The 24,673-nt window shown below is 71.6% G+C and carries 22 protein-coding genes and 2 riboswitches; of the genes, 14 read left to right on the forward strand and 8 right to left on the reverse strand.

Going from position 1 to position 24,673, the window contains the following annotated elements:
- Window positions 1-361 precede the first annotated feature (361 nt).
- From coxB to ACFVU9_RS18865, 4 genes are all read left to right on the forward strand, one after another.
- The gene (gene coxB, locus ACFVU9_RS18850; protein ID WP_380437673.1) at window positions 362-1,216 is read left to right on the forward strand and encodes a cytochrome c oxidase subunit II; all 855 of its coding nucleotides are present in this window, start codon (window positions 362-364) and stop codon (window positions 1,214-1,216) included.
- Entirely contained in the window at window positions 1,213-2,988 is a 1,776-nt protein-coding gene (gene ctaD, locus ACFVU9_RS18855) for a cytochrome c oxidase subunit I (protein ID WP_380437675.1), read from the forward strand. Before coxB ends, ctaD begins: the two co-directional genes overlap by 4 nt.
- Window positions 2,988-3,404, forward strand: coding sequence for a cytochrome c oxidase subunit 4 (locus ACFVU9_RS18860; protein ID WP_380437677.1), 417 nt, complete (start codon window positions 2,988-2,990; stop codon window positions 3,402-3,404). The genes ctaD and ACFVU9_RS18860 overlap by 1 nt, the downstream gene beginning before the upstream one ends.
- A 171-nt stretch (window positions 3,405-3,575) precedes the next feature.
- Entirely contained in the window at window positions 3,576-4,835 is a 1,260-nt protein-coding gene (locus ACFVU9_RS18865; protein WP_380496982.1) for an Ig-like domain-containing protein, read from the forward strand.
- 49 nt (window positions 4,836-4,884) lie between these two features.
- On the opposite strand, the gene ACFVU9_RS18870 is transcribed toward ACFVU9_RS18865, so the two are convergent.
- The 5 genes from ACFVU9_RS18870 to ACFVU9_RS18890 form a co-directional block, all read right to left on the reverse strand.
- On the reverse strand, window positions 4,885-5,256 hold the full coding sequence (locus ACFVU9_RS18870) for a GntR family transcriptional regulator (RefSeq protein WP_380437681.1): 372 nt from the start codon (window positions 5,254-5,256) through the stop codon (window positions 4,885-4,887).
- Window positions 5,257-5,368: 112 nt separating this feature from the next.
- Window positions 5,369-7,027, reverse strand: coding sequence for a cytochrome bc complex cytochrome b subunit (locus ACFVU9_RS18875; protein ID WP_380496984.1), 1,659 nt, complete (start codon window positions 7,025-7,027; stop codon window positions 5,369-5,371).
- Window positions 7,024-8,076: a Rieske 2Fe-2S domain-containing protein gene (locus ACFVU9_RS18880; protein WP_380447430.1), complete on the reverse strand. Its 1,053-nt coding sequence runs from the start codon at window positions 8,074-8,076 to the stop codon at window positions 7,024-7,026. The genes ACFVU9_RS18875 and ACFVU9_RS18880 overlap by 4 nt, the downstream gene beginning before the upstream one ends.
- Before the next feature lie 8 nt (window positions 8,077-8,084).
- Window positions 8,085-8,894, reverse strand: coding sequence for a c-type cytochrome (locus tag ACFVU9_RS18885; RefSeq protein WP_380447432.1), 810 nt, complete (start codon window positions 8,892-8,894; stop codon window positions 8,085-8,087).
- A gap of 187 nt (window positions 8,895-9,081) precedes the next feature.
- On the reverse strand, window positions 9,082-9,702 hold the full coding sequence (locus ACFVU9_RS18890; RefSeq protein ID WP_030301107.1) for a heme-copper oxidase subunit III: 621 nt from the start codon (window positions 9,700-9,702) through the stop codon (window positions 9,082-9,084).
- Between the two features lie 398 nt (window positions 9,703-10,100).
- Between ACFVU9_RS18890 and ACFVU9_RS18895 the strand changes: the two genes are divergently transcribed.
- From ACFVU9_RS18895 to ACFVU9_RS18905, 3 genes are all read left to right on the forward strand, one after another.
- Entirely contained in the window at window positions 10,101-10,526 is a 426-nt protein-coding gene (locus tag ACFVU9_RS18895; protein ID WP_359967869.1) for a hypothetical protein, read from the forward strand.
- A gap of 116 nt (window positions 10,527-10,642) precedes the next feature.
- Window positions 10,643-11,719 (forward strand): anthranilate phosphoribosyltransferase, encoded by a 1,077-nt coding sequence (gene trpD / locus ACFVU9_RS18900; RefSeq protein ID WP_380447434.1) that lies wholly within the window; start codon window positions 10,643-10,645, stop codon window positions 11,717-11,719.
- A 109-nt stretch (window positions 11,720-11,828) separates the two neighbouring features.
- Window positions 11,829-11,946: riboswitch (SAM riboswitch) on the forward strand.
- 52 nt (window positions 11,947-11,998) lie between these two features.
- Window positions 11,999-13,411, forward strand: coding sequence for an aminotransferase class V-fold PLP-dependent enzyme (locus ACFVU9_RS18905; RefSeq protein ID WP_387594508.1), 1,413 nt, complete (start codon window positions 11,999-12,001; stop codon window positions 13,409-13,411).
- 10 nt (window positions 13,412-13,421) lie between these two features.
- Here the strand turns inward: ACFVU9_RS18905 and ACFVU9_RS18910 are convergent, their stop codons facing one another.
- Together ACFVU9_RS18910 and ACFVU9_RS18915 are read right to left on the reverse strand one after the other, a co-directional pair.
- Complete coding sequence (locus ACFVU9_RS18910) at window positions 13,422-13,703, reverse strand: Lrp/AsnC ligand binding domain-containing protein (RefSeq protein ID WP_380447438.1); 282 nt, start codon at window positions 13,701-13,703, stop codon at window positions 13,422-13,424.
- 41 nt (window positions 13,704-13,744) lie between these two features.
- Complete coding sequence (locus ACFVU9_RS18915; RefSeq protein WP_380447440.1) at window positions 13,745-14,527, reverse strand: rhomboid family intramembrane serine protease; 783 nt, start codon at window positions 14,525-14,527, stop codon at window positions 13,745-13,747.
- Between the two features lie 202 nt (window positions 14,528-14,729).
- Between ACFVU9_RS18915 and ACFVU9_RS18920 the strand changes: the two genes are divergently transcribed.
- The 6 genes from ACFVU9_RS18920 to ACFVU9_RS18945 all read left to right on the forward strand — a co-directional run bounded on the left by ACFVU9_RS18920 (window position 14,730) and on the right by ACFVU9_RS18945 (window position 21,906).
- Window positions 14,730-14,993 carry a hypothetical protein gene (locus tag ACFVU9_RS18920; protein WP_380447442.1) on the forward strand — a complete coding sequence of 88 codons (264 nt, stop codon included), beginning with the start codon at window positions 14,730-14,732 and terminating at the stop codon, window positions 14,991-14,993.
- Between the two features lie 140 nt (window positions 14,994-15,133).
- Window positions 15,134-16,573 carry an NYN domain-containing protein gene (locus ACFVU9_RS18925; protein WP_380502908.1) on the forward strand — a complete coding sequence of 480 codons (1,440 nt, stop codon included), beginning with the start codon at window positions 15,134-15,136 and terminating at the stop codon, window positions 16,571-16,573.
- Between the two features lie 200 nt (window positions 16,574-16,773).
- Window positions 16,774-17,811: an NlpC/P60 family protein gene (locus tag ACFVU9_RS18930; protein ID WP_380447446.1), complete on the forward strand. Its 1,038-nt coding sequence runs from the start codon at window positions 16,774-16,776 to the stop codon at window positions 17,809-17,811.
- Between the two features lie 348 nt (window positions 17,812-18,159).
- Window positions 18,160-18,313: riboswitch (cyclic di-AMP (ydaO/yuaA leader) on the forward strand.
- 10 nt (window positions 18,314-18,323) lie between these two features.
- Entirely contained in the window at window positions 18,324-19,448 is a 1,125-nt protein-coding gene (locus ACFVU9_RS18935) for an NlpC/P60 family protein (RefSeq protein WP_380447448.1), read from the forward strand.
- Between the two features lie 227 nt (window positions 19,449-19,675).
- Entirely contained in the window at window positions 19,676-20,722 is a 1,047-nt protein-coding gene (locus tag ACFVU9_RS18940; RefSeq protein WP_380502902.1) for an NlpC/P60 family protein, read from the forward strand.
- A 38-nt stretch (window positions 20,723-20,760) separates the two neighbouring features.
- Window positions 20,761-21,906, forward strand: a complete 1,146-nt coding sequence (locus ACFVU9_RS18945; protein ID WP_387594512.1) for a hypothetical protein — start codon at window positions 20,761-20,763, stop codon at window positions 21,904-21,906.
- 5 nt (window positions 21,907-21,911) lie between these two features.
- Here the strand turns inward: ACFVU9_RS18945 and ACFVU9_RS18950 are convergent, their stop codons facing one another.
- A complete protein-coding gene (locus ACFVU9_RS18950; RefSeq protein WP_387594514.1) occupies window positions 21,912-23,273 on the reverse strand; it encodes a glycosyltransferase 87 family protein in 1,362 nt (453 codons plus the stop codon).
- Between the two features lie 213 nt (window positions 23,274-23,486).
- Between ACFVU9_RS18950 and ACFVU9_RS18955 the strand changes: the two genes are divergently transcribed.
- Window positions 23,487-24,629: a glycosyltransferase family 4 protein gene (locus ACFVU9_RS18955; RefSeq protein ID WP_380447456.1), complete on the forward strand. Its 1,143-nt coding sequence runs from the start codon at window positions 23,487-23,489 to the stop codon at window positions 24,627-24,629.
- Window positions 24,630-24,673 lie beyond the last annotated feature (44 nt).

Here is a 24,673-nt window from a genome sequence, read left to right on the forward strand (position 1 = left end):
ACATTTAACGACACGCCGGGCCGCTCCGGAGCCCGGCGCAGGTGCTCACCGCCCGTCAGTCGATCATCCCGAATGTCCGCTTCGTCCGCGTCCGACGGACCGTCACCCACGTTGCGGGAGGTCATCCCCCGATCGGGGGTACGGACCTCGAATGCCTGCGGTGACCTGCGGCGCAGCCCCTGCCGGGCCTGATCGGGCGACCGGGCGGCGCGTTACCGGGGGCTGCCCGTCAGGAGCGCATAAGGCTGGAGTAGGGTTTGGCCCGCATAAGCATTCAAACCGTGCCCGTGGACGGGTCGCCGGGGAGGGCAGTCCTCCTCGGGGCGACGCGAAGGCGGGCGAGACTTCGGGAAGGCGCTACGTGAGTCCCAACGGCTCCGACCGCTCGCCGCGGCGCACGATGCGGCGGAAGCTGCCTCAGGCGCTGGCACTGGGCCTCGTCATCGCGACCGCCACCGGCTGCTCGGCCAACGACCTCCCCAGGCTTGGCCTCCCGAGCCCCGTCACCAAGGAAGGACCCATGGTCCTTCAGATGTGGCAGGGCTCCTGGATCGCGGCGCTGGTGGTCGGCGTACTGATGTGGGGTCTGATCATCTGGAGCGTGATCTTCCACCGGCGCAGCCGCACCGGCGTGGAGATCCCCCCGCAGACCCGGTACAACGTGCCCATCGAGGCGCTCTACACCGCGGTCCCCATCATCATCGTCTCGGTGCTCTTCTACTTCGTCGCCCGCGACGAGAACAAGCTGACCGCCGTCTCCGCGAAGCCGCAGCACTACGTCAACGTGGTCGGTTTCCAGTGGAGCTGGGCGTTCAACTACGAGAACACCGAGAACCCCGACCCGGCCAACAAGGACGCCGCGTACGAGGTGGGCACCCCCAAGGACGCGCCCACGCTGTGGCTGCCGGTCAACGAGACGGTCCAGTTCCGTCTCACCTCGCGTGACGTCATCCACGACTTCTGGCCCGTCAACTTCATGATGAAGATGGACGTCGTGCCGGGCGTGGTGAACAAGTTCGAGGTCACGCCGACCGTCAAGGGCGAGTACAGGGGCAAGTGTGCCGAGCTCTGCGGCACCGACCACTCGCGCATGCTGTTCAACGTCAAGGTCGTCGACCGAGCCGACTACGACAAGCACCTGGCTGACCTCCGGGCCAAGGGCCAGGCCGGCGCGGTGCCCTCGGGCGTCATCTCCATGGGAAGTGAAGAGAAGTGACCATCCTCAACGAGCCCGCCGCGGCCGGCGGGGGCGCCGAGGCCGTCACGGTCGGGGCGCAGCGGACCCGCAAGCCGGGTGCGACCATCATCAAGTGGCTCACGACCACTGACCACAAGACGATCGGCACCCTGTACCTGGGCACGTCGTTCGCCTTCTTCCTGATCGGTGGCATCCTCGCCCTGGTCATGCGTGCCGAGCTGGCTCGTCCCGGGACCCAGATCCTGTCGAACGAGCAGTTCAACCAGGCGTTCACGATGCACGGCACGATCATGCTGCTGATGTTCGCGACCCCGCTGTTCGCGGGCTTCGCGAACTGGATCATGCCGCTCCAGATCGGCGCACCGGACGTGGCCTTCCCGCGTCTGAACATGTTCGCGTACTGGCTGTACCTGTTCGGCTCGACCATCGCGGTCGCCGGCTTCCTCACCCCGAACGGCGCCGCGAGCTTCGGCTGGTTCGCCTACTCGCCGCTGTCGGACGCCGTGCACTCGCCGGGTGTCGGCGGCGACATGTGGATCATGGGTCTGGCCTTCTCCGGCTTCGGCACGATCCTCGGTGCGGTCAACTTCATCACCACGATCATCTGCATGCGCGCTCCGGGCATGACGATGTTCCGCATGTCGATCTTCGTGTGGAACGTCCTGCTGACCGCGGTGCTGGTCCTGCTGGCCTTCCCGGTGCTGGCCGCCGCGCTGTTCGCCCTGGAGGCGGACCGCAAGTTCGGTGCGCACGTCTTCGACCCGACCAACGGCGGTGCGCTGCTCTGGCAGCACCTGTTCTGGTTCTTCGGTCACCCCGAGGTGTACATCATCGCGCTGCCGTTCTTCGGCATCGTGTCGGAGATCATCCCGGTCTTCAGCCGCAAGCCGATGTTCGGCTACTCCGGCCTGATCGCGGCCACCATCGCGATCGCCGGTCTGTCCGTGACGGTGTGGGCGCACCACATGTACGTCACCGGACAGGTGCTGCTGCCGTTCTTCTCCTTCATGACCTTCCTGATCGCGGTCCCGACCGGTGTGAAGTTCTTCAACTGGGTCGGCACCATGTGGAAGGGCTCGCTGAGCTTCGAGACCCCGATGCTCTGGACGGTCGGCTTCCTGGTCACCTTCCTCTTCGGCGGTCTGACCGGTGTCCTGCTGGCCTCCCCGCCGATCGACTTCCACGTCTCGGACTCGTACTTCGTCGTCGCCCACTTCCACTACGTGGTCTTCGGCACCGTCGTCTTCGCGATGTTCGCCGGCTTCCACTTCTGGTGGCCGAAGATGACCGGCAAGATGCTGGACGAGCGCCTCGGCAAGATCACCTTCTGGACGCTGTTCTTCGGCTTCCACACCACCTTCCTGGTGCAGCACTGGCTCGGCGCGGAGGGCATGCCCCGCCGCTACGCCGACTACCTGGCCTCGGACGGCTTCACCACGCTGAACACCGTCTCGACCATCGGCTCGTTCGTGCTCGGCATGTCGATCCTGCCGTTCCTGTACAACGTCTGGAAGACGGCCAAGTACGGCGAGAAGGTCGAGGTCGACGACCCGTGGGGCTACGGCCGTTCGCTGGAGTGGGCGACCTCCTGCCCGCCGCCGCGGCACAACTTCCTCACCCTCCCGCGGATCCGCTCCGAATCCCCGGCCTTCGACCTCCACCACCCGGAGATCGCCGCGCTGGACTACCTGGAGAACCACGGTGAGGAGGCCAAGCACCTCGCCGGCGTGACCCCGGCGAAGTACGACGCCCCGCAGCTGGGCAAGGGCAAGAAGGACGGCGACGCCTGATGAAGGAACAGGGAAAGATCTTCCTCGGCCTGGCGGTCTTCGTCCTGGCGATGGCGATCACCTACGGCCTGTGGACGACCCACTCGGACCACGGCGTCGAGGCCGCCGGCACGACGGCGCTGTTCCTGGCCTTCGCGCTGTGCGCCTTCATCGGGTACTACCTCGCCTTCACCGCCCGCCGGGTGGACAGCGGCGCGGGTGACAACCCCGAGGCCGAGGTCGCGGACGACGCCGGTGAGCTGGGCTTCTTCGCCCCGCACAGCTGGCAGCCGCTCTCGCTGGCCATCGGCGGCTCGCTGGCCTTCATGGGCGTGATCTTCGGCTGGTGGCTGCTGTTCTGGTCGATCCCGATCATCCTGATCGGTCTGTTCGGCTGGGTCTTCGAGTTCTACCGGGGCGAGAACCAGAACCAGTAGGTTCCCGCCGCACCGGCAGGGGCCGGACCTCCCACACGGGAGGTCCGGCCCCTGTTGCGTCCCCGGGGTGAGCCCCTCACTCACCCGGGTGAACGCGGGGTCGCTCGGATGTCGCTCCACGGCAAGGCGTTCCTACGATCTGATCAATCGTGCGAACCCCCGGAGGCGGTCATGGCCGACAGGCGCGGAATAGCGGGTCTCGGCGGCATCTCGCTGGCCCTCGCAGTACTGACCCCGCTCGCCGCCTGCTCGGCCGGTGGTGACGACGATCGCACCGGCCCGCACAAGGTCGACGCGGCGCGGCTGGTCCACCTCTCGGCCGAGGGCAAGGTCGATCCGGCCCAGTCGGTCACCGTGACCGCCGTCGCGGGCAGCAGGCTGACCGACGTTACCGTGGTCGGCCCGGACGGCCGGGTGGTGGCCGGCAGGCTCGCGGACGACCAGCGCAGCTGGCAGACGACCGGCCGGCTGAAGGCCTCGGCGTCGTACAGCGTCCGGATCGCGGCGGACGACGGCAGGGGCGGGCGCGGCGAGACCACCCAGGACTTCAGCACCCTCGCCGCCCAGCGCCTGCTGACCGCGAAGCTCGGCCCGGACTCCTCCGGCAGCGGCGTGTACGGGGTCGGCCAGCCGCTGACCGTGCAGCTCTCCGAGGCCGTCAAGGACCCGCAGGCCCGGCAGGAGGTCGAGCAGGCCCTGACGGTCAGCTCCCAGCCCGCCGTCACCGGCGCGTGGTACTGGGTGGACGACAAGAACCTGCACTTCCGCCCGGAGGAGTACTGGCCCGTCGGCACCACCGTCGGCCTGGCCTTCGACGGCACCGGCACCCGGATCGCCGACGGCCTGTACGGCGGCGACCGCAGCAGCCTGAAGCTGCGGATCGGGGCCCGGGTCGAGTCGGTGATCGACGCCGCCGCCCACGAGCTCACCCTGAAGCGCGACGGCGAGGTGATCCGGACCATCCCGGTGACCACCGGCAAGCCCGGCTTCGACACCCGCAACGGCGTCAAGGTGGTGCTCGGCCAGGAGCGCTCGGTGCGGATGAACGGCGAGACGATCGGCATATCCGCGGGCAGCTCGGAGGCCTACGACCTCAACGTCGAGTGGGCCACCCGGGTGACGTGGAGCGGCGAGTACGTCCACGCGGCGCCGTGGTCGGTCGGCTCGCAGGGCTACGAGAACGTCAGCCACGGCTGCACCGGGATGAGCACCGACAACGCGAAGTGGTTCTACGACAACACCCGGGTGGGGGACCTGGTGACGGTGGTCAACAGCCACGGCGCCACGATGGAGCCGTTCGGCAACGGCTTCGGGGACTGGAACGTGTCCTGGGCGGACTGGGTCAAGCACAGCTCCCTCGGGAAGCCCTTCAGCACCACCGTCGCGGCCTCTCAGGCCCCCGCCACGGGGATGATCCGCCCGGAGGTCTGAGCGGCCCTCCGCAGGCCCTCCGCAGGTCTCCCGGTCCTCCTGGTCCTCCCTAGTCCTCCGGGAACGCGACCCGCAGCGCGGTGTCCACCGCCGCCAGGGCGTCCCCGCGCGACAGCCCGAGCCGGCGCACCCGTTCGGCGTACTCGGTGGCCGCCTCGGCGGCCAGCCGGTGCGCGGTGTCGCCGGTGGACGCGATCAGCGTGCCGCGCCGGCCGTGCGTCTCCACGACGCCGTCGGCCTCCAGCTCCCGGTAGGCGCGGGCGACCGTCCCGGCGGACAGTTCCAGCTCCTCGGCCAGCGCCCGGACGGTGGGCAGCCGCAGCCCGGTGGGCAGTTCGCCCGAGCGGGCCAGCTCGGCGATCCGGGCGCGGATCTGCTCGTACGGGGGAGTGGCGGAGGCGGGGTCGACGGACAGCTGCACGATGGGCTCCTGAGGGTGCCTGGGGGCTGGGGAGACGGCAAAGCCCGAGGGCCGCCGACCAGAAGAACTCTGGTCAGCGGCCCTCGGGTGTGGCGCTGCGGTGCGGACGGGATCAGTGGTGGCCGTGGCCGCTGGTGATCTCGTGGTGCTCCTCGGCGGTGGGCTTGGGGATCTGGCTGCCCTCGCCGTAGAAGCCGCGGGACAGCTTGGCCCGGGTGCGGGTGAAGACGCCGGCCTTGGCGGCCACGCCGTTCTCGTCCGTCTGGGCCGGCAGCTGGACCGGCTGGTTCTGCTCGTGCGCGGTGAGCTTGAACAGCTCCTTCTGCGGCAGCTGGGCGTGCACCTCGACGAACTCGCCGTGCGGCAGGCGCTTGATGACGCCGGTCTCGCGGCCGTGCAGCACCTTCTCCTTGTCACGGCGCTGGAGGCCGAGGCACCAGCGCTTGGTGACGATGAAGGTGATGACCGGCACCACGAAGAAGCCGGCGCGCACGAAGTAGGTGATCGAGTTCAGCGACAGGTGGAAGTGCGTGGCGAACAGGTCGTTGCCACCACCGATCAGCAGGACCAGGTAGAGGCTGATCCACGCGGCGCCCAGGGCGGTGCGGACCGGGGCGTTGCGCGGGCGGTCCAGGATGTGGTGCTCGCGCTTGTCGCCGGTGATCCAGCCCTCGATGAACGGGTAGACCGCGATCGCGACCAGGACCAGCGGGAAGATCATCAGCGGGACGAACACGCCCAGGTTCAGGGTGTGGCCCCACAGGCTGATCTCCCAGCCCGGCATGACGCGGATCAGGCCCTCGGAGAAGCCCATGTACCAGTCCGGCTGGGCGTCGGTCGACACCTGGTCGGGGCGGTACGGGCCGTACGCCCAGATCGGGTTGATCGACGCGATCGCCGAGATGGCGGCGATGATGCCGAACACCAGGAAGAAGAAGCCACCGGCCTTGGCCATGTAGACCGGCATCAGCGGCATGCCGACGACGTTCTTCTCGGTCTTGCCCGGGCCCGCCCACTGGGTGTGCTTGTGGTAGAAGACCAGGATCAGGTGAGCCACCAGCAGGCCGAGCATGATGCCCGGGATCAGCAGCACGTGGATCGTGAAGAACCGCGGGATGATGTCGGTGCCGGGGAACTCGCCCCCGTACAGGAACATCTGGATGTAGGTGCCCACCAGCGGGACGGCGAGGATCGCGCCTTCCATGAAGCGGATACCGGTGCCCGACAGCAGGTCGTCCGGCAGCGAGTAGCCGAAGAAGCCGTCGAACATGCCCAGGACCAGCAGCAGGAAGCCGAAGACCCAGTTGATCTCACGCGGCTTGCGGAACGCGCCGGTGAAGAACACGCGCATCATGTGCACGAGCATCGCCGCCACGAAGACCAGGGCGGCCCAGTGGTGGATCTGGCGGATCAGCAGACCGCCGCGGACCTCGAAGCTGATGTTCACGGTCGACGCGTACGCCTCGGACATGCCGATGCCCTTGAGGGGCACGTACGAGCCGTTGTAGACGACCTCGGCCATCGACGGCTTGAAGAACAGCGTCAGGTACACGCCCGTCAGGATGATGATGACGAACGAGTAGAGGCAGATCTCGCCCAGCATGAAGGACCAGTGGTCCGGGAAGATCTTGCGCAGGTTGGCCTTGGCGAGGGAGTAGATCCCCAGCCGGCCGTCCGTCCAGTCAGCCGCGGCCTCCCACTTGTTGGCGGGGTTGGCGCGCGTGCTGGTGGGCTTGGCGGCACCGGAGGTGGTGCTGCTCGCGCTACTCATCGAGCACGCTCCCAGTAGCTCGGGCCGACAGGCTCTTCGAAGTCGCCGGTGGCGACCAGGTGACCCTGTTCGTCAGTGGTGATCTTCAGCTGCGGCAGGGGGTGGCCGGCCGGGCCGAAGATGACGCGCGCGCCGTCCGACAGGTCGAAGGTCGACTGGTGGCACGGGCAGAGCGCGTGGTGGGTCTGCTGCTCGTAGAGGCTGATCGGGCAGCCGACGTGGGTGCAGATCTTCGAGTAGGCGAGGATGCCCTCGAAGCCCTTCTCCCGGGACTTGTCGTCCTTGATGTCGTCCGGCGCGATGCGCACCAGCATCAGGGCGTCCTTGGCGATGGCCTGCTGGAAGTCCTCGTCGTGGACGTGCAGCCCCTCGGGCATGGCGAAGGTCAGCGAGCCGATGACGATGTCTTCGGCCTTCATCGGCAGGTTGGTGCTCATGTTGATGAGCTGCAGCGGCTTGGCCGGAGTCGCCTCCTTCCAGCCCGTCTCCTTCAGCTTCTTCTCGGGCAGCGGCCCGAGGTCGCGGAGCAGGACCACGCCGGAGAGCGGGACCAGCGCCATCGAGCCGATGAGGGTGTTGCGGATCATCTTCCGACGACCGAAGCCGGACTCGGCGGCACCGGTCTTGAACTGGTCGATGACGTCCGCGCGGACCTCGTCGTCGGCCTCGATCGGGTGACGCTCGGCCGGCAGCTCGACGTCCGACATCAGGGTGCGGGCCCAGTGGACCGCGCCCGCGCCGATCAGGAACAGCGCGACGCCCAGGGTCAGGCCGAGCGCGAAGTTCAGCGCGCTGACGTGACCGAGCGGGAAGATGTAGACGATCTTGTCGGGGTCGATGCCCACGTACGACGCGATGAAGCCGATGGTGGCGATCATCGAGATCACGAACATCAGCGACACCTGGCGCTCGGCGCGCTTGGCGGCCCGCTCGTCGATGTCGGTGCGACGGGGCTCGTGGGCCGGCAGGCCCGGGTCGGCGAACGGGTCGCCGTGCTCGGCGACCTCGCCGGCGGAGCCGTGGTGCTCCGGAAGCTTCTCTTCTGACATGTCGTGGCTCATGACTTCTTGGCCTTGGGGGTGTGGGCGGCGACCCAGATCGCGACCGCGATGAGCACGCCGAGACCGAAGATCCAGCCGAACAGGCCCTCGGTCACCGGACCGAGGCTGCCGAGCGTGAGACCGCCGGGGTTGGGCTCATCGTTGGTGGTGTGGCGGACGAAGGCCACGATCTGCTTCTTCTGCTCCTCGGGCATGGTGGTGTCCGGGAACGACGGCATGTTCTGCGGGCCGGTCTGCATGGCCTCGTAGATGTGCTTGGCGTCCACGCCCTCCAGCGACGGCGCGTACTTGCCCTTGGTCAGGGCACCACCCTGGCCGGCGAAGTTGTGGCACTGGGCGCAGTTGGTGCGGAACAGCTCGCCACCCTTGGAGATGTCCTCGGGGTTGGTCGAGGTGTACTGCTCCTGGGTCGGCGTCACCGGGCCGGGGCCGAGCGAGGCCACGAAGGCGGCGAGCTGGTCGATCTCGGCCTGCGAGTAGATGTTCTTCTTGCGCGGGACCTGCGAGCCGGGCTGCTGGGCCGGCATGCGGCCGGTGGCGACCTGGAAGTCGACGGCGGCGGAACCGACGCCGACCAGGCTCGGGCCGTCGCTGCTGCCCTCGCCGTTCAGGCCGTGGCAGGACGAGCAGCCGACGGCGAAGAGCTTCTTACCCTCGTCGATCGCGAGCGACTGCGCGGCGACGTCGGCCTGCGCCTTGCCGGCGGGCGCGAACACGGCGTACAGCCCCCCGGTTGCCGCCAGGGCGAGAAGTAGGACGACCAGCGCCGCCAATGGGTGGCGCCGTCGTGCGGAGAGCTTTTTCACGGAATAACCCCGGTGTCAGGATCTGGTCGACTGGTGGGTGCACCCGGCTGCCGGTCTGGCCGGCACGAGGCGGCCCGGCTAGGGCTGCGCGCGCGGTCGGTCGGTGGGAGCGTCGGCACCGGCAGAAGCGGCCCTGCGCCGGTGAGGGCGGGGGCCGCAGCCGGTGGCCAGCGACCTGATCAGCTGGTTACTTGATCAGGTAGATGGTCGCGAACAGGCCGATCCACACGACGTCGACGAAGTGCCAGTAGTACGACACCACGATGGCGGCGGTGGCCTGCTCGTGCGTGAAGCGCTTGGCTGCGTACGTCCGTCCCAGGACCAGCAGGAAGGCGATCAGACCACCCGTCACGTGCAGACCGTGGAAGCCGGTGGTCAGGTAGAACACCGTGCCGTACGGGTCGGAGGACAGCGAGAGGCCGTCCTTCTTGACCAGCTCGGTGTACTCGAAGATCTGACCGCCGATGAAGATCGCGCCCATCACGAAGGTGATGACGAACCACGAGCGGAGCTTCTTCACGTCCCCGCGCTCGGCGGCGAACACGCCGAGCTGGCAGGTCAGCGAGGAGAGCACCAGGATCGTGGTGTTGACCGAGGAGAAGGGCACGTTGAGGGCGTGCGCCTTCTCGGTCCAGAACTCCGGCCCCTTGACGGAGCGGAGCGTGAAGTACATCGCGAAGAGGGCCGCGAAGAACATCAACTCGGAACTGAGCCAGACGATCGTTCCGACGCTGACCATGTTCGGCCGGTTGACCGATCCGTGCGCGTGCCCGGTTTCTACTGCTGTTGCTGTCGCCACGACGGACATTATGTCGGTCCCTTATTCCGTCTTCACGCCGGGGGGTCTCCCTCGGAGTGTCCGGTGCGTGCGGTATGCCCGCTTGGGGGGCACCCAGGTGCCCGGACGGCACCTGAGCAGCGGCGTGTCCCTTTTCTGACGGTTCCTCGGAGGGCCCTTGGACCCCGTTGCCCAGCGTGTCGATGCACGGTCGGCGCAGTGCCCGGAGGTAGGGGAGCGGGCCCGGCTGTCGGCCGTCCGGGTGGACTGCGCGTGGCCGGGTGACGGGGCGTCCTCCGGGCGGGTGAGCCCCGGGCGCGGCGCCTTGAGGAGGAACGCGCGCGGGGGAGGGCTCGGCCGGGGGTGATCCGGAGTAGCATCCGGGTCAGGCGAACGTGGTCCGGATCACACTTGAGGGAGCAGGGTCAATGGCGTACACGACCGATGAGACGCTCACCGTCCTCGTCTACAGCGACGACCGCAACACCCGCGAGCAGGTGCTGACGGCGCTCGGCCGCCGGCCCGCCGAGGATCTGCCGGAGCTGTCCTACCTGGAGTGCGCGACCACCCCCGCGGTGCTGCGGGCGCTGGAGAAGGGCGGCGTCGACCTCTGCATCCTGGACGGCGAGGCGGTGCCGGCCGGCGGGCTCGGACTCGGGCGCCAGCTCAAGGACGAGATCTACGGCTGCCCGCCGGTGCTGGTGCTGATCGGCCGGCCGCAGGACTCCTGGCTGGCCGCCTGGAGCCGGGCCGACGCGGCGATCTCGCGCCCGGTCGACCCGGTCGCGCTGGCCGGGGCGGTGGCCACGCTGCTGCGGGCGCGCCTGGCCAAGCGGGCCCCCGCGACGCGCTGAGCGGCGCCGTCTCAGTACTAGAGAAGACAGGGCCGGAGGTACCCCGCCGCTCGATAGGCTGACTCCATCCGTACGGACGTCCCCCCTGGGGGAACCGACAACAGCTGGAGTCAGCCATGGTGAACGTGAACCCTGCGAACGGTGGTACCGACCCCGCGCAGGTGGTCCGCACCTGGCCGGACCTCCTGGCGGCGCTGTTGAAGGGGGAGGACCTCGACCGCTCGGCCACCGCGTGGGCGATGGACCGGATCATGAGCGGCGAGGCGTCCCCCGTCCAGGTCGCCGGGTTCATGGTGGCGCTGCGGGCCAAGGGCGAGACGGTCGACGAGATCAGCGGCCTGGTGGACGCGATGTACGCGCACGCCGAGCCGCTGGACATCCCGGGCCCGGCGGTGGACATCGTCGGTACCGGCGGCGACCGCGCCAAGACCGTCAACATCTCCACGATGTCCGCGATCGTCGCCGCGGCCGCCGGTGCCAAGGTGGTCAAGCACGGCAACCGGGCGTCCTCCTCGGCGAGCGGGTCGTCGGACGTGCTGGAGAAGCTCGGCATCGCCCTGGACCTGTCGGCCCGGCGGGTCGCCGAGGTGGCCGAGGAGGTCGGGCTCACCTTCTGCTTCGCGGCGAGGTTCCACCCGTCGATGCGGCACGCCGCCACCGCCCGGCGCGACCTCGGGGTGCCGACCGCGTTCAACATCCTCGGCCCGCTGACCAACCCGGCGAAGGTCACCGCGCACGCCGTCGGCTGCTTCGACACCCGGCTCGCCGGGCTGATCGCGGGCGTCCTCGCCCGGCGCGGCTCCACGGCGCTGGTCTTCCGCGGCGACGACGGCCTGGACGAGCTGACCGTCACCACGACGTCGCAGGTGTGGATCGTGCGGGACGGCATCGTCACCGAGACCGCCTTCGACCCGCGGGACGTCGGCATCGAGCTCGTCGGCATCGAGGCGCTCCGCGGGGCGGACGCCTCCTACAACGCCGAGGTCGCGCGCCGGCTGCTGGCCGGGGAGCGCGGGCCGGTGCGGGACGCCGTCCTGCTCAACACGGCGGCGGCGCTGGTGGCGCTGGACCTGACGGACGCGCCGCTCGCCGAGCAGCTGGCGGCCGGCATGGAGCGGGCCGCGGCGGCCGTGGACTCGGGCGCGGCGCAGGAGCTGCTGCGGCGCTGGTCGGAGGCCACCGGCCGGGACTGACAAGCGAGTTGAGGGGCCCGTGGCAGTTCGTCGCCGCGGGCCCCTTCGGCTGTCCGGATGGTGGATGCCTGTTTGACCACCGGGCGGACGCGACCTAGAGTCCTGTCCAGGTCATGAGTGACAGCGACAAGCCCCAGCTTGCTGTCCGGCAACCCTCCGTCCGTGGCGGGGTGCCCTGGGTGAGGACCGGGCCGCGCGGCGAACCGTCCGCGAGGCAAGCGCGGACGCCCGACGACTAGCACTCCCGGGGTCCCTCGACCTCCGAAGGAGTGCATCCTCATGTCTCTCGCCGCCCAGTCGTCGCCCACCACCGCCCTTCTTGCGACGAGCTCCGCTCGCCCCCTTTCGAGCGCCCCCCTCGCCGTCCTCGGCCACGACGTCCAGGTGCCGCTCGCCAACGGCGAGAAGGTCGGCTACGCGCCGCTCGACTACGCGGCCAGCTCGCCGGCGCTGCAGCGGGTGTGGGACGACGTCGCCGCGTACGCCCCCTACTACGGCAGCGTGCACCGCGGCGCCGGGTACCTCTCGCAGCTGTCCACCGACCTGTTCGAGCAGAGCCGCCGGACCGTCGGCGAGTTCCTCGGCCTGCGCGAGGGCGACCAGGTGGTCTTCACCCGGGCCACCACCGACTCGCTCAACCTGCTCGCCGCCGCGCTGCCGGCCGGCACCCGGGTGTTCGCGTTCGAGACCGAGCACCACGCCTCGCTGCTGCCCTGGGCCCACGCCGGGCTCGACGTCACCTACCTGCGCGCTCCCCGCTCGCACGCCGAGGCCGTCGCCGCGCTGGACGCCGCGCTCGCCGGGGCGCCCGAGGGCCCGAAGCTGCTGTGCGTCACCGGCGCCTCGAACGTCACCGGCGAGCTGTGGCCGGTCGCCGAGCTCACCGCGACCGCGCACCGGCACGGCGCCCGGGTGGTGCTGGACGCCGCGCAGCTCGCCCCGCATCACCGGGTCTCGGTGGCCGAGCTGGACGTCGACTGGATCGCCTTCTCCGGCCACAAGATCTACGCGCCGTTCGGCGCCGGGGTGCTGGCCGGCCGGGCGGACTGGCTGGACGCGGCCGAGCCGTACCTGGCCGGCGGCGGTGCGACTCGGACGGTGGCCCGGGAGGCCGACGGCTCGGTGGCCGTCCAGTGGCACACCGGCCCGGCCCGGCACGAGGCCGGCTCGCCGAACGTCATCGGCGCCTACGCCATCGCGTCCGCCTGCCGGGCGCTGAGCGAGGCCGGCTTCGACGCGCTGGAGGCCCGCGAGCAGGCGCTGATCGCCCGGCTCACGGCCGGGCTGGCGGAGATCCCGCAGGTCAAGGTGCTGAGCCTGTTCGGCTCCGACTCGGCGCGGGTGGGCGTGCTGTCTTTCGTCGTCCGGGGCTGGAACAGCTCGCACTTCTCGGCCGCGCTCTCCGCCGAGTACGGCATCGGCGTGCGCGACGGGCTGTTCTGCGCGCACCCGCTGGTGCGCACGCTGCTCGGCGACGAGGACGTGGCGCCGTCCGAGTGCGGCGCGCCGGAGCCGTCGCTGCCGGGCGAGCGCAGCCTGAACGCCATCCGGGTCAGCTTCGGCGCCGGGACCCCGGACGAGCACGTCGACCGCTTCCTGACCGCCGTCCGCGAGCTGGTCACGGACGGCGCGGCGTGGAACTACCGGAACGAGGGCGGCCGTTGCGTCGCCGACACTCGCCGTGAGGACTGAGGACTGAGGACTACTCGTCCAGGCCGAGCGCGAACGCGGCCTCCAGGTCGTGCTGGGAGTAGGTGCGGAAGGCGATCTGGGTCTCGGTGTGGGCGACGCCCGGGACCTTGTTCAGCCGGCCCGGGATGACGTCGGCCAGGTCGTCGTGCTTGCGCACCCGCACCATCGCGACCAGGTCGTAGCCGCCGGTCACCGAGTACACCTCGCTGACGCCCTCGATGGCGGCGATGGCCTCGGCGATCTCCGGGATGCGGTCGACACTGGTCTTGATCAGGACGATGGCGGTGATCACTGTTCCGGCTCCTTCGTGGGGTGGCGCCAGCGTATCGGGCCTCAGCCGGGTCGTCTCGGGGGGTGACCGACGACGGTGCAGGCGTAGAGGAAGCCGGCGCAGAAGCCGATCACGTGGACCAGGTAGGCGACCCCGGGCCCGGCCGAGTGCACCGACCACCACTGCAGGGCGAACCAGAGGCCCAGCACCAGCCAGGCCGGGAACCGCAGCGGCAGGAAGAGCAGCAGCGGGACGAGCGTCGTCACCCGGGAGCGCGGGTGGAAGCGCAGGTAGGCGCCCAGGACGGCGGAGATCGCGCCGGAGGCTCCGATCAGGACGCGGGTGGAGTCCGCCGAGTGCGCCTCGGCGAGGGCGAAGCCGTACGTCGCGAGGCTCCCGGCGGCCAGGTAGAAGAGGAGGAAGCGGGCCCGGCCGACCCGCCGTTCGACGGTGGGGCCGAAGACGTGGAGGAAGAGCAGGTTGCCGGCCAGGTGCAGCCAGCCGGCGTGCAGGAAGAGGCCGGTGAGGACGGAGACGGCCGGGCGCTTGCCCGGCGTGGGAGCGGCCGGGCAGCCGGGGGCCGGGTCCGGGGCCTCGGCGAGCTGTTCGGCCGTCAGCGGGCGCCCGGCCAGCAGTTCGGCGGGGACGGCGCCCCAGCGCTGCTCGTACCGCTGCTCGGCGCAGAGCCGGGCCTGCCCGGTGCCGTAGAGGGGGTTGAGTCCGGCGGCCGGCCCGAACAGGAAGACCAGGGTGTTGAGCGCGATCAGGGCGTAGGTGACCGCCGGGGCGGGCACCGCGGGGCCGCCGTCCCGCGCGTCGGTGTGGCCGGGGGCCGCGAGCGCCATGCGGCCAAGCATCCCTCCGCGGGCCCTCCGTGACACCGCGCTGTACGGCAGGTGGACTAGCCGTCCCGATCGCCCGAACCGGTGGCCGTGATGGTTGCCCCAGGCAATAGGCTTGGGGCGGGCATTCCCGCCTCCCGCCGCCGATGCCGGGGCTCCGGGGGGAGCGCCTAGCCCACCCAGGGACCACCCGAGAGGACCCCCGATGACCGTCCCCGCTCTGACCGCCGAGACGCGTTGGCGCTGCACCCTGTGCGGCAACCTCACCCGCTTCGACGTGACCCGCTCCGCGCGGGTCACCGAGTTCCTGCACTTCGACCTGGCCGGCGAGTCCAAGGTCGAGGAGACCGAAGTCCTGAGCGAGACGGTCGAGACGGTGCGCTGCCGCTGGTGCAACGCGGTGGACCAGGTCGAGCTGGTCGCCCGCCCGGGCGCGGACGACGCGGCGGTCGAGGCCGAGCAGGGTTGATGCCCCGCCGGTGCGGTGGACGGTGCACGGCACGGCCGTCCGCCGCACGGGACAATACAGACAGAACGCACGGAGCGTGACGACAGGGACGGCGGCCGCGGGGCCGCACCCGTTGGACCAGGATCGGAGCCGAGGACGTGGTGGACGCAGCGAGGGAGCCCGCCGGACCGCAGGGGCAGCCCGCTGCGGAGCCGGCCGCCGGGGCGGCGGGGGCCGCCGACGGTGCCGCCGCGTCCGGAACCGCCGCGGACCCGGGAGCAGGCCGTCCCGCCGAGAAGCTCGACCGGCCGCTGCCGGAGGGCGTGCGCCGGCGCGTGGTCGGCCTGGCCGCGGACGCGCTCGGCGGACTGCCGCCCGGCGAGCTGCCGCAGAGCCTGCGTCAGTACGCCAAGTTCACCCCGGCCCGGCGGGCCAAGTACGCGGCCACGGCGATCGCGGCGGCGCTGGAGTCGGAGCCGGCCTTCCGGCTGCGGATAGCGGAGCGGCTGCGGCTGGGCCAGCCGGACCTGGTGAAGGCGCTGGAGTCGGGCAGCGTCCCCGGCGCCGCCGATCCGATGGACGTCGCGGCCGCCGCCTACCTGGTGCGGTCGGCGGGCTGGAGCCGGCTGGTCGCCGAGGCCGGCGAGGAGGCCGAGCGGGCCGGCGCCGAGGGCGCGGCCGCGGAGGCGGCCCGGCTGGTGGAGAAGCTGCAGGCCGAGCTGGCCGAGGTGCGGGCCGGGGCGCGCGCGGACCTGGACCGGCAGCGGGCCGAGTCCGAGGACGTCCGGCGGGAGGCCGACTCGCTGCGCAAGAAGGTGCGTTCGCTGGAGAGCGACACCCGCCGGGCGCAGGCCGAGACCCGTCGGCTGGCCGGTGAGCTGGAGGCGCTGCGCGCGCAGGCGGCGACCGAGCGCAGTGCGGCCGAGAGCGAGGCGCGGCGGCTGCGGCACCGCGTCGGCGAGCTGGAGACCGCCGCCGAGCAGGGCCGCCGTTCGGCCCGCGAGGGGCGCAGCGTGGAGGACATGCGGCTGCGGCTGCTGCTTGACACCGTGCTGCAGTCGGCGCAGGGGCTGCAGCGCGAGCTGGCGCTGCCGGTGTCGCAGATCCGCCCGGCGGACCTGGTGGAGGCGGTGGTGCCGGGTTCGGCCTCGCCGCACGACGTGGCCCGGCGCGGGCTCGCGGAGGACGATCCGGCCCTGCTGGACCAGCTGCTGGCGATCCCGCAGGTGCACCTGGTGGTGGACGGCTACAACGTGACGAAGACCGGCTATCCGACGCTGCCGCTGGAGCAGCAGCGGCTGCGGCTGCTGGGCGGGCTGGCGATGCTGGCCCAGCGCACGCAGGCGGAGGTCACGTGCGTGTTCGACGGGCAGGACCTGGACGTGCCGGTGATCATGGCACCGCCGCGCGGGGTCCGGGTGCGCTTCAGCCGGACCGGCGAGACGGCGGACGAGCTGATCAGACGCCTGGTGCGGGCCGAGCCGCAGGGCCGTCCGGTCGTGGTGGTCTCCGCCGACCGGGAGGTCGCGGAGGGCGTGCGGAAGGCCGGCGCGCGCCCGGTCGCCTCGGTTCTGCTGCTGAACCGGCTGGCGCGGCCCTGATTCCGTGCCGATGGGGATGACGGCCGCTCAGCGTCCGGTTTGCGGTGATGTGCGGATTCGGTGAAGCGGCGTGGGGGCTCGGAGTTCACGCCTTTGGGGGAGTGGCGCAATGCCTGGATGTTCACTAGGGTCTGGCGTCAAACCTATTTTCCGGATTTCTCACCCGAACCGGTGAGTCCATGGAAGAAGGAGCAGGTCCCTTGGCCTCCCACCGCCGTCCCAAGCAGCCGAGCCGCGCGCGGGTCTCCGTGCTCACCGCTGCTGCTGCGACCGCGGTCGCGCTCTCCGCCCAGGTGGCCGCGCACGCCGCGCCGCAGCCGAACAAGACGGATGTCAAGGCGCAGATCGACGAGCTGCAGCAGGAGCAGGAGCAGGCCGCCGAGAAGTACAACGGCGCCAAGGAGCGGGCCGACCAGCTGCGCAAGCAGGCCGACCAGCTCCAGGACCAGGTGGCCCGCGGCCAGGAGCAGATGACCCAGCTTCAGACCGGCCTCGCCGGCGTGGCGGGCGAGCAGTACCGCACCGGCGGCATCGACCCGTCCGTCCAGCTGATGCTCTCCTCCGACCCGAACAACTACCTGGCCAAGGCCTCCAGCGTGCAGCAGGCCACCGCCACCGAGACCGACGCGCTCAAGGGCCTGCTGGACCAGCAGCGCCGCCTGGACCAGGAGAAGGCCGAGGCCGCCGCGGTGCTGGCCTCCCTGGACTCCACCACCAAGGACCTGAACCAGTCCAAGGCGGACGTCAACGCCAAGCTCAAGCAGGCCCAGGACCTCCTCAACTCGCTCAGCGCCTCCGAGCGCGCCGCGCTGAAGGCCCAGCAGGCCCAGGACGACCGCGCCTCGCGCGGCACCGACCGGGTCGACCTGAGCAGCCTGCCGCCGGCCAGCGGCTACGCGGCCGTGGCCGTGGCCAAGGCGATGAGCAAGCAGGGCTCGCCGTACGTGTGGGGTGCCGTCGGCTCCAGCACCTTCGACTGCTCGGGCCTGATGCTCTGGTCGTACGGCCAGGCCGGCGTCTCGCTGCCGCGCACCTCGCAGGAGCAGGGCCACTACGGCACCCGGGTGCCCTCGCTGGACCAGGCGCAGCCCGGCGACCTGGTGATCTACGGTCCCGACATGCACCACGTCGCGATGTACATCGGCAACGGCATGGTGGTGCACGCGCCGCACACCGGCGACGTCGTCAAGGTGATGAAGGCCGACGCGATGCCGATCAACACCATCCGCCGGGTCTGACCCCCCGACACGCCGCGGGCCGGCGCGACGGCCCTGTGATCCGCGCCACCTCCCGAGCAGGGGTGGCGCGTTCGCTTGAGCGCGTTTCCCTGCGTTTCGCCGCGTTCGCGTGACAAGTGATCAGCCTTGCGTGCTGCTGCGATCACCTTCTGTCATCTTCACAAAAGAACTTGGTTATTCTTCCGCCTTTTTTCTGACAAGGATTTGAACCGATCACGGTTCAGTTACTAGGGTCGTGACCCGGACCACCGCACTGTCGATCGCCCAGCCAGGGTGGCGGCGGTGGTTCCCGCCGAGTTCGTGAAGCAGCGGGACGGGTCGAAGCGACCGTCCGACAGGGGAGCCCAGTGACAGGGGGCGCTGTGGAGCGGAGCCGGGGAACCACGTTCCTCCGGGGTGAATCGGCGCCAGGTCGGCCGGTGGAACGGCCGTGAGGCGTCGTAGGGCATGCTTCCGGCCCGAACCCGTCAGCTCACCCGGTAGGCGGACGTAGGAAGAAGGAGTCCGCCTTCGTGGCGTCCCATCGTCGTCCCAAGCCCGCCGGCCGTGCCCGAGTTTCCTTCCTGACCGGAGTTGCCGCGGCAGCCGTCGCCCTCTCCGCGCAGTCCGGCGCCCACGCCGACCCCGCGCCGACCAAGGACCAGGTCAAGGAGCAGGTCGACCAGCTCAACGAGCAGGCCGAGGTGGCGACCGAGCAGTACAACGCCGCCCAGGCCAAGCAGCAGGAGCTGCAGAAGCAGGTCAGCGGCCTGCAGGACCAGGTGGCCCGCCAGCAGGAGCAGGTGACCGACCTCCAGGGCGGCCTCGCCCAGATCGCCGGCGAGCAGTACCGCAACGGGGGCATATCCCCGACCGTCCAGCTGATGTTCTCGTCCAAGCCGGACAACTTCCTCAGCCAGGCCGACGCCCTGAACCAGGCCGGCAGCACCCAGAAGGGTCAGCTGAAGGAGCTCCAGGACCAGCAGCGCAAGCTGGACCAGGACCGCACCGAGGCCCAGGGCAAGCTCGCCGAGCTGGACGCGACCACCCAGCAGCTGAAGGCGTCCAAGGAGCAGATCCAGGGGAAGCTGACGGCCGCCCAGAACCTCTTCAACACCCTGTCCGAGCAGGAGCGCCAGGCCATCAAGGCGGCCGAGGACAAGGCCGCCGCCGATGCCAAGGCCAAGGCCGACGCCGCGAAGGCCCAGCAGGCCGCCGCCGACCGCGCCTCCCGCGACAGCAGCCGCACCGACCTCGGCTCGGCCCCGTCGTCCTCGCCGGTCGCCAAGCCGCCGGCGGCGGGCAGCTCGCGCGGTGCCGCCGCGCTGTCCTACGCCGCCACCAAGATCGGCAGCCCGTACGTCTGGGCCGCCACCGGCCCGAACTCCTTCGACTGCTCGGGCCTGATGGTCTGGGCCTTCGACCAGGCCGGCGTCTCGCTGCCGCGTACCTCGCAGGAGCAGGCCGGCGCCGGGACCCGGATCGGCACGGACCTCTCCCAGGCCCAGCCCGGCGACCTGCTGATCTTCTTCAACGACGCCCACCACGTCGGCATCTACGCCGGCAACGGCCAGGTGCTGCACGCGCCCAAGCCGGGTGCGAGCGTCCGCTACGAGGCGGTCACCAACATGCCGCTCTCGTCCATCGTGCGGGTCTGATTCCCCGCTCGGCTTCCCGCAGGCCCGGCCCTCCTCCCCGGAGGTCCGGGCCTGCGGCGTTTCCTTTCCTCGGACTGATGTCCGATTCAGGGTCAAATATTCGGGTTGGGAGGGGTTTGGACTCGGTTGCCCGGACTCGCTAACGTCTGCCACCGGACTCCCGCTCCAGGACCGCCCGCTTGGGTGCGGCGGCGGGACCGGTCCGCAGGATTGGAGCAGCCGCCGCCATGCCCGTGCACCGCCGTTCCCAACTGCTCGCCCGTGCGCTGGTGCTGACCGCGGCCGCCACCACCGCCCTGGGCGTCACGACGGGCGGCAGCGCCCAGGCCGCCCCCGGCTCCCCGGACGCGCCCAGCCGCAAGGACGTCAAGGCGCAGGTCGAGCAGCTGTACAACGAGGCCGAACAGGCGTCGGAGAAGTACAACGCCGCGCAGGAGGCCCAGCAGCGGCTCCAGGGCGAGACCACCGTCCTCCAGGGCGAGATCGCCGCCGCCCAGGACCAGCTGAACCAGCTGCGCGGCGACCTCGCCACCGTGGCCGGCGCCGAGTACCGCTCCGGCGGCATGGCGCAGACCGTCCAGCTGATGCTCGCCACCGACCCGGAGGGCTACCTCGCCCGCGCCCGGACCCTCGACCAGGCGACCGAGCGGCAGAACGAGACGCTGCACGAGCTGGTGACCCGTCAGCGCGGGCTCGACCAGCGCCGCACCGAGACCGCCGCCAAGCTCGCCGAGCTGGACCAGGCCCGCCGGACGCTCGCCGACAGCAAGCAGGAGATCCAGCAGCGGCTGGCCAAGGCCCAGCGGCTGCTCAACAGCCTGGGCGCCGCCGAGCGCTCCCGGATGGCCGCGCAGGACGCCCAGGAGGCCGAGCAGCGCGCCACCCGCGGCACCGACCGGCTGGACCTCGGCACCACCCCGCCCGCCTCCGAGCGTGGGGCGGCGGCGCTCGCGGCGGCGGTGCGGATGATCGGGTCGCCGTACGTGTACGGGTCCACCGGCCCCCGCGCGTTCGACTGTTCCGGTCTGATGTACTACAGCTGGCGGCAGGCGGGAGTGAGCCTGCCGCGCACCTCGCAGGCCCAGGCCTACGCCGGCCAGCGGGTGAGCCTGTCCGAAGCGCGACCGGGAGACCTGGTGATCTTCTACCGGGACATGCACCACGTCGGCATGTACGCCGGCGGCGGGGTGATCGTGCACGCCCCGTACCCGGGGGCCAGGGTCCGGTACGAGAGCGTCAATGCGATGCCCGTCGCGGGGGTGGTCCGGCTCTGAGCCCGACCCCGTCCGGACCGGACGCGATACGGCCCTGCGTGCTGTCCCGGCGAGGCGCCCTGCTGCTCGCCGCCGGAGGGCTGACCCAGCTGTCGCTGCCGCCCGTCGCCCCCGCGGTGGCCGGCCGGGGGCTCGGCGGGGCGGACGAGCGGACCGAGGTGGCGGCGGTGCTGGACGAACGCGCGCGCGAGCTGTCGGCCACCACCGGACTGCCGCTGACCGCCGGCTACCGCAACCTCGTCGTCTCCCCGGGCACGGACCCCGGCCGGCTGACCGTCACGGCCGACCTGGACGTCCGGGTCGCCGGCTACGACGAGTACCCCGCCGTCTACCCCCGCCGCCTCACGCTGACGCGGGCCGACGGCTGGCGGGTCGAGCGCGAGGACGCCGCGAGCGGGCCGCCGGCGCTCTGGGACTTCGGGACGGGACGGTCCGCGCGCGGCGCGCAGTGCCTGGTGCTCGGCCTCGCCGCCGGACCGGACCCGGCCGGGCCGGTCGCGATCGGCGACCGCGCCGTCCCCGCGGTGAGCGCGGTCTGGGGCACCGGCTGGGCGGGCCGACTGCTGCTGGAACTGCCCGCCACCGAGCCGCAGTTCGCCCGCCTGCTGGAGGCCGATCCGGCCGGCTGGACGGGCATGGCGGCGGTCACCGTGGCCGCCCCCGGCGCGCCCTCGCACACCCCGGCCGACCGGGTGCTGATCAACCCCGAGGCGTTCGGGCGGCTCAGCGACTTCGGCCGCCAGGTGGTCGTCACCCACGAGACCACCCACGTCGCGACCCGGGCCGACACCCGGGCCTGGACGCCGCTGTGGCTCTCCGAGGGCGTCGCCGACTGGACGGCCTACCGCGACTCCGGCCGCACGCCCCGCCAGATCGCCCCCGAGCTGGCCCGGGACGTGGCCGCCGGAAGGGTGCCCACGGCCCTGCCCGCCGACCGCGACTTCGCCGCGGGCACCACCGGCATCGCCCAGGCCTACGAGCAGGCCTGGCTCGCCTGTCGGCTGATCGCCGCCCGCTTCGGCACCGCCCGCCTGGTCGCGTTCTACCGCGCGGTGGGCGCGGCGGACGGCGCGGGGGAGGACCGCGACCAGCGGATGGACCGGCTGTTCCGGGCCGAACTGGGCCTCGGGAAGGACGAGTTCACGCGGCTGTGGGTGGCCGAGGTGGCCGCTCTCAACGCCTAGGGCGGCTAACGCCCGGCCGGGGTGTTGGGCCGGTCGATCCCGTCGAGCAGGTCCTGCTCGTAGGCGATGCCCGGGCGGACCGGGTAGGAGCCGGCCGGGACGGGCTCCGGCTGCGTCAGCACGACGGTCGGCGGCAGCCGGTCCGTGCCCCGCGTGGAGCGCCAGAGGCGGACGCAGGACAGGACCGTCGCCGCCAGCAGGAGCAGGTTGCGCGCCGACAGGACGGCGATGGCCGCCGGGTCGCTCGCGAGGACCTGGGTGAACATCAGCGGGAATTCGAGCAGCGTGAGCGGCGCCGCGAGCAGGATCAGCAGTGCCACCGGCCGCTGGCTGCTGCCGCGGACCGTCAGGCAGACCGCCGCGACGCCGATCAGCCAGACCAGGTACTGCGGACTGATCACCCGGCTGGTGACGGTGAAGATCAGCAGCGCGGTCAGCGCCGCGTCGTACATCGTGGCCGCGTTGCGGCGCTTGGCGGTGTAGCGCCACAGCAGCAGCCACGCGAAGCCCAGCACGGTGCCGGCCATCATGACCTTGCCGACGACGCCGACCCAGGGCCCGAGCATCTCGGCCGAGCCGTAGTTCATCGTCACCCGGCCGTCCCAGCCGCCCGCGATCCGCGCGTAGTGCAGCGGCAGCGCGCCGAGCGACTCGACCTCGACGCCGCGGTCCTTCTGGAACGCCAGGAAGCCGAAGGCGCCGTTCATCCCGGCGGCCAGCAGGAAGCCCAGCGAGACGGCGGTGGCCGCCGCGAGCGTCCAGGAACGGCCGGTGCGGCGGCCGGAGGGGGTGCCGATCAGGCCGAGCAGCGGCCAGATCTTGACGATCCCGCCGAGGCCCAGCAGCATCCCGCCGACGGCCGGGCGGCGGATCAGCGCCAGCAGGCCGGCCACCGCGCTCGCGGTGACGATGATGTCGAAGCGGTTGTAGATCATCGGGCCGAGCAGCGGCACGGCCACCACCCACAGCCAGGCGCCGGTCAGCGCCCGGCCCCGGCGCAGGCCGGTGCGGACCAGCAGGGCCATCACGAGGGCGTCGGCGACCCCGCAGATCACCCAGAACGAGACCACGTACGACCACGGCAGCAGGCCGGGCAGCAGGATCACCAGGGCGGCGCCGGGCGGGTACTGCCAGGTGACGTCGTCGAACGGGAAGGTGCCGGTCTGCAGGACGCCGTACCAGGCGTGGTAGATCATCCAGACGTCCGCGGTGACGTCGCCGCCCGGCGAGCGCAGCACGCCGGTCACGAACAGCAGCAGCAGCGTCCGGGTGCCCGCCCAGGTGGCGACGAGTGCCGCGAGCGCCCCGAGCGGGCGGCCCGTGCGGGCACGGGAAGTACCGGTCTCGATGGCCGGGGCCAACTCCACAGCGCTCCCTCGTTCGTCTCGGACGTCCCCACCGGAGGCGTCGCGCGACGGACGCCCGGGCCGCCGTCCTCAGCGGCTCAGGTACTAGGACTGACCCGGGGGTGGAACGGTTGCCGTGCGTGCTTCCGTTCCCGGCGGGTCATGGTGTTGACCTATCGTACGGATCACCCAGCGGTACACCGAGCACCCCCCGACCGAGCGAGCCGTGGCCTGATGCACAGAACCTTGATCGTCACCAACGACTTCCCGCCGCGACCCGGCGGCATCCAGGCCTTCGTGCACAACATGGCCGTCCGTCAGCCCGCCGGGAGCATCGTGGTCTACGCCTCGACCTGGCGCGACGGCACCGAGGTCGCGCGCTTCGACGCCGAGCAGCCGTTCCCGGTGATCCGGGACCGGACGAAGGTGATGGTTCCCACACCGCGGGTCACCCGGCGGGCCGCCGAGATCCTCCGCGCGGAGAAGTGCGACTCGGTCTGGTTCGGCGCCGCCGCGCCGCTCGGCCTGATGGCGCCCGCGCTGCGCCGGGCCGGGGCCGGGCGGCTGCTGGGCATGACGCACGGGCACGAAGCCGCCTGGGCCCAGCTGCCGGCCGCCCGGCAGTTGCTGCGCCGGATCGGCGCGGGCACCGACGTGCTGACGTACCTGGGTGAGTACACCCGCTCCCGGATCGCGGGCGCGGTGGGACCGGAGGCCGCCGGCCGGATGGTGCAGCTGCCGCCGGGCGTGGACGAGACGACCTTCCACCCGGCCTCCGGGGGCGCCGAGGTGCGCCGCCGGCTGGGGCTGGCGGACCGGCCGGTGGTGGTGTGCGTCTCGCGCCTGGTGCCGCGCAAGGGCCAGGACACCCTGATCGAGGCGATGCCGCAGATCCTCGCCGACGTGCCGGACGCGGTGCTGCTGATCGTCGGCGGCGGCCCGTACCGGGCGGACCTGGAGAAGCTGGCCGACGCCAGGGGCGTGCGCGCCTCGGTGCGCTTCACCGGCTCCGTGCCGTGGGAGGAGCTGCCCGCCCACTACGGCGCCGGGGACGTCTTCGCGATGCCCTGCCGGACGCGGCGCGGCGGGCTCGACGTCGAGGGCCTCGGCATCGTGTACCTGGAGGCCTCGGCGACCGGTCTGCCCGTCGTGGCCGGCGACTCCGGCGGCGCGCCGGACGCGGTGCTGGAGGGCGAGACCGGGTACGTCGTGCCGGGCGGCTCGGCGTCGGCGGCGGCCGAGCGGATCGTCCGGCTGCTGCACGACGAGGAGCTGCGGCGGCGGATGGGCGAGGCCGGACGGCGCTGGGTGGAGCGCTCCTGGCGCTGGGACCTGCTGGCCGGGCGGCTGACCTCGCTGCTCGCGGTGGAGCGGTAGCGATCACGGACGCGCGAACGGGCCCGCCTCCCGACGAGGAGGCG

The sequence above is a fragment of the Kitasatospora sp. NPDC057936 genome (assembly GCF_042887525.1).
Taxonomy (GTDB): domain Bacteria; phylum Actinomycetota; class Actinomycetes; order Streptomycetales; family Streptomycetaceae; genus Kitasatospora.

What these genes read in the sequence shown, in the direction of transcription:
- ACFVU9_RS18880 (WP_380447430.1), bottom strand. Translation starts at nt 8,076, where the DNA reads ATGTCAGAAGAGAAGCTTCCGGAGCACCACGGCTCCGCCGGCGAGGTC.
- ACFVU9_RS18940 (WP_380502902.1), top strand. Translation starts at nt 19,676, where the DNA reads ATGCCCGTGCACCGCCGTTCCCAACTGCTCGCCCGTGCGCTGGTGCTG.
- ACFVU9_RS18875 (WP_380496984.1), bottom strand. Translation starts at nt 7,027, where the DNA reads ATGAGTAGCGCGAGCAGCACCACCTCCGGTGCCGCCAAGCCCACCAGC.
- ACFVU9_RS18890 (WP_030301107.1), bottom strand. Translation starts at nt 9,702, where the DNA reads ATGTCCGTCGTGGCGACAGCAACAGCAGTAGAAACCGGGCACGCGCAC.
- ACFVU9_RS18915 (WP_380447440.1), bottom strand. Translation starts at nt 14,527, where the DNA reads ATGGCGCTCGCGGCCCCCGGCCACACCGACGCGCGGGACGGCGGCCCC.
- ACFVU9_RS18865 (WP_380496982.1), top strand. Translation starts at nt 3,576, where the DNA reads ATGGCCGACAGGCGCGGAATAGCGGGTCTCGGCGGCATCTCGCTGGCC.
- ACFVU9_RS18860 (WP_380437677.1), top strand. Translation starts at nt 2,988, where the DNA reads ATGAAGGAACAGGGAAAGATCTTCCTCGGCCTGGCGGTCTTCGTCCTG.
- ACFVU9_RS18955 (WP_380447456.1), top strand. Translation starts at nt 23,487, where the DNA reads ATGCACAGAACCTTGATCGTCACCAACGACTTCCCGCCGCGACCCGGC.
- ACFVU9_RS18920 (WP_380447442.1), top strand. Translation starts at nt 14,730, where the DNA reads ATGACCGTCCCCGCTCTGACCGCCGAGACGCGTTGGCGCTGCACCCTG.
- trpD (WP_380447434.1), top strand. Translation starts at nt 10,643, where the DNA reads ATGGTGAACGTGAACCCTGCGAACGGTGGTACCGACCCCGCGCAGGTG.
- ACFVU9_RS18905 (WP_387594508.1), top strand. Translation starts at nt 11,999, where the DNA reads ATGTCTCTCGCCGCCCAGTCGTCGCCCACCACCGCCCTTCTTGCGACG.
- ACFVU9_RS18895 (WP_359967869.1), top strand. Translation starts at nt 10,101, where the DNA reads ATGGCGTACACGACCGATGAGACGCTCACCGTCCTCGTCTACAGCGAC.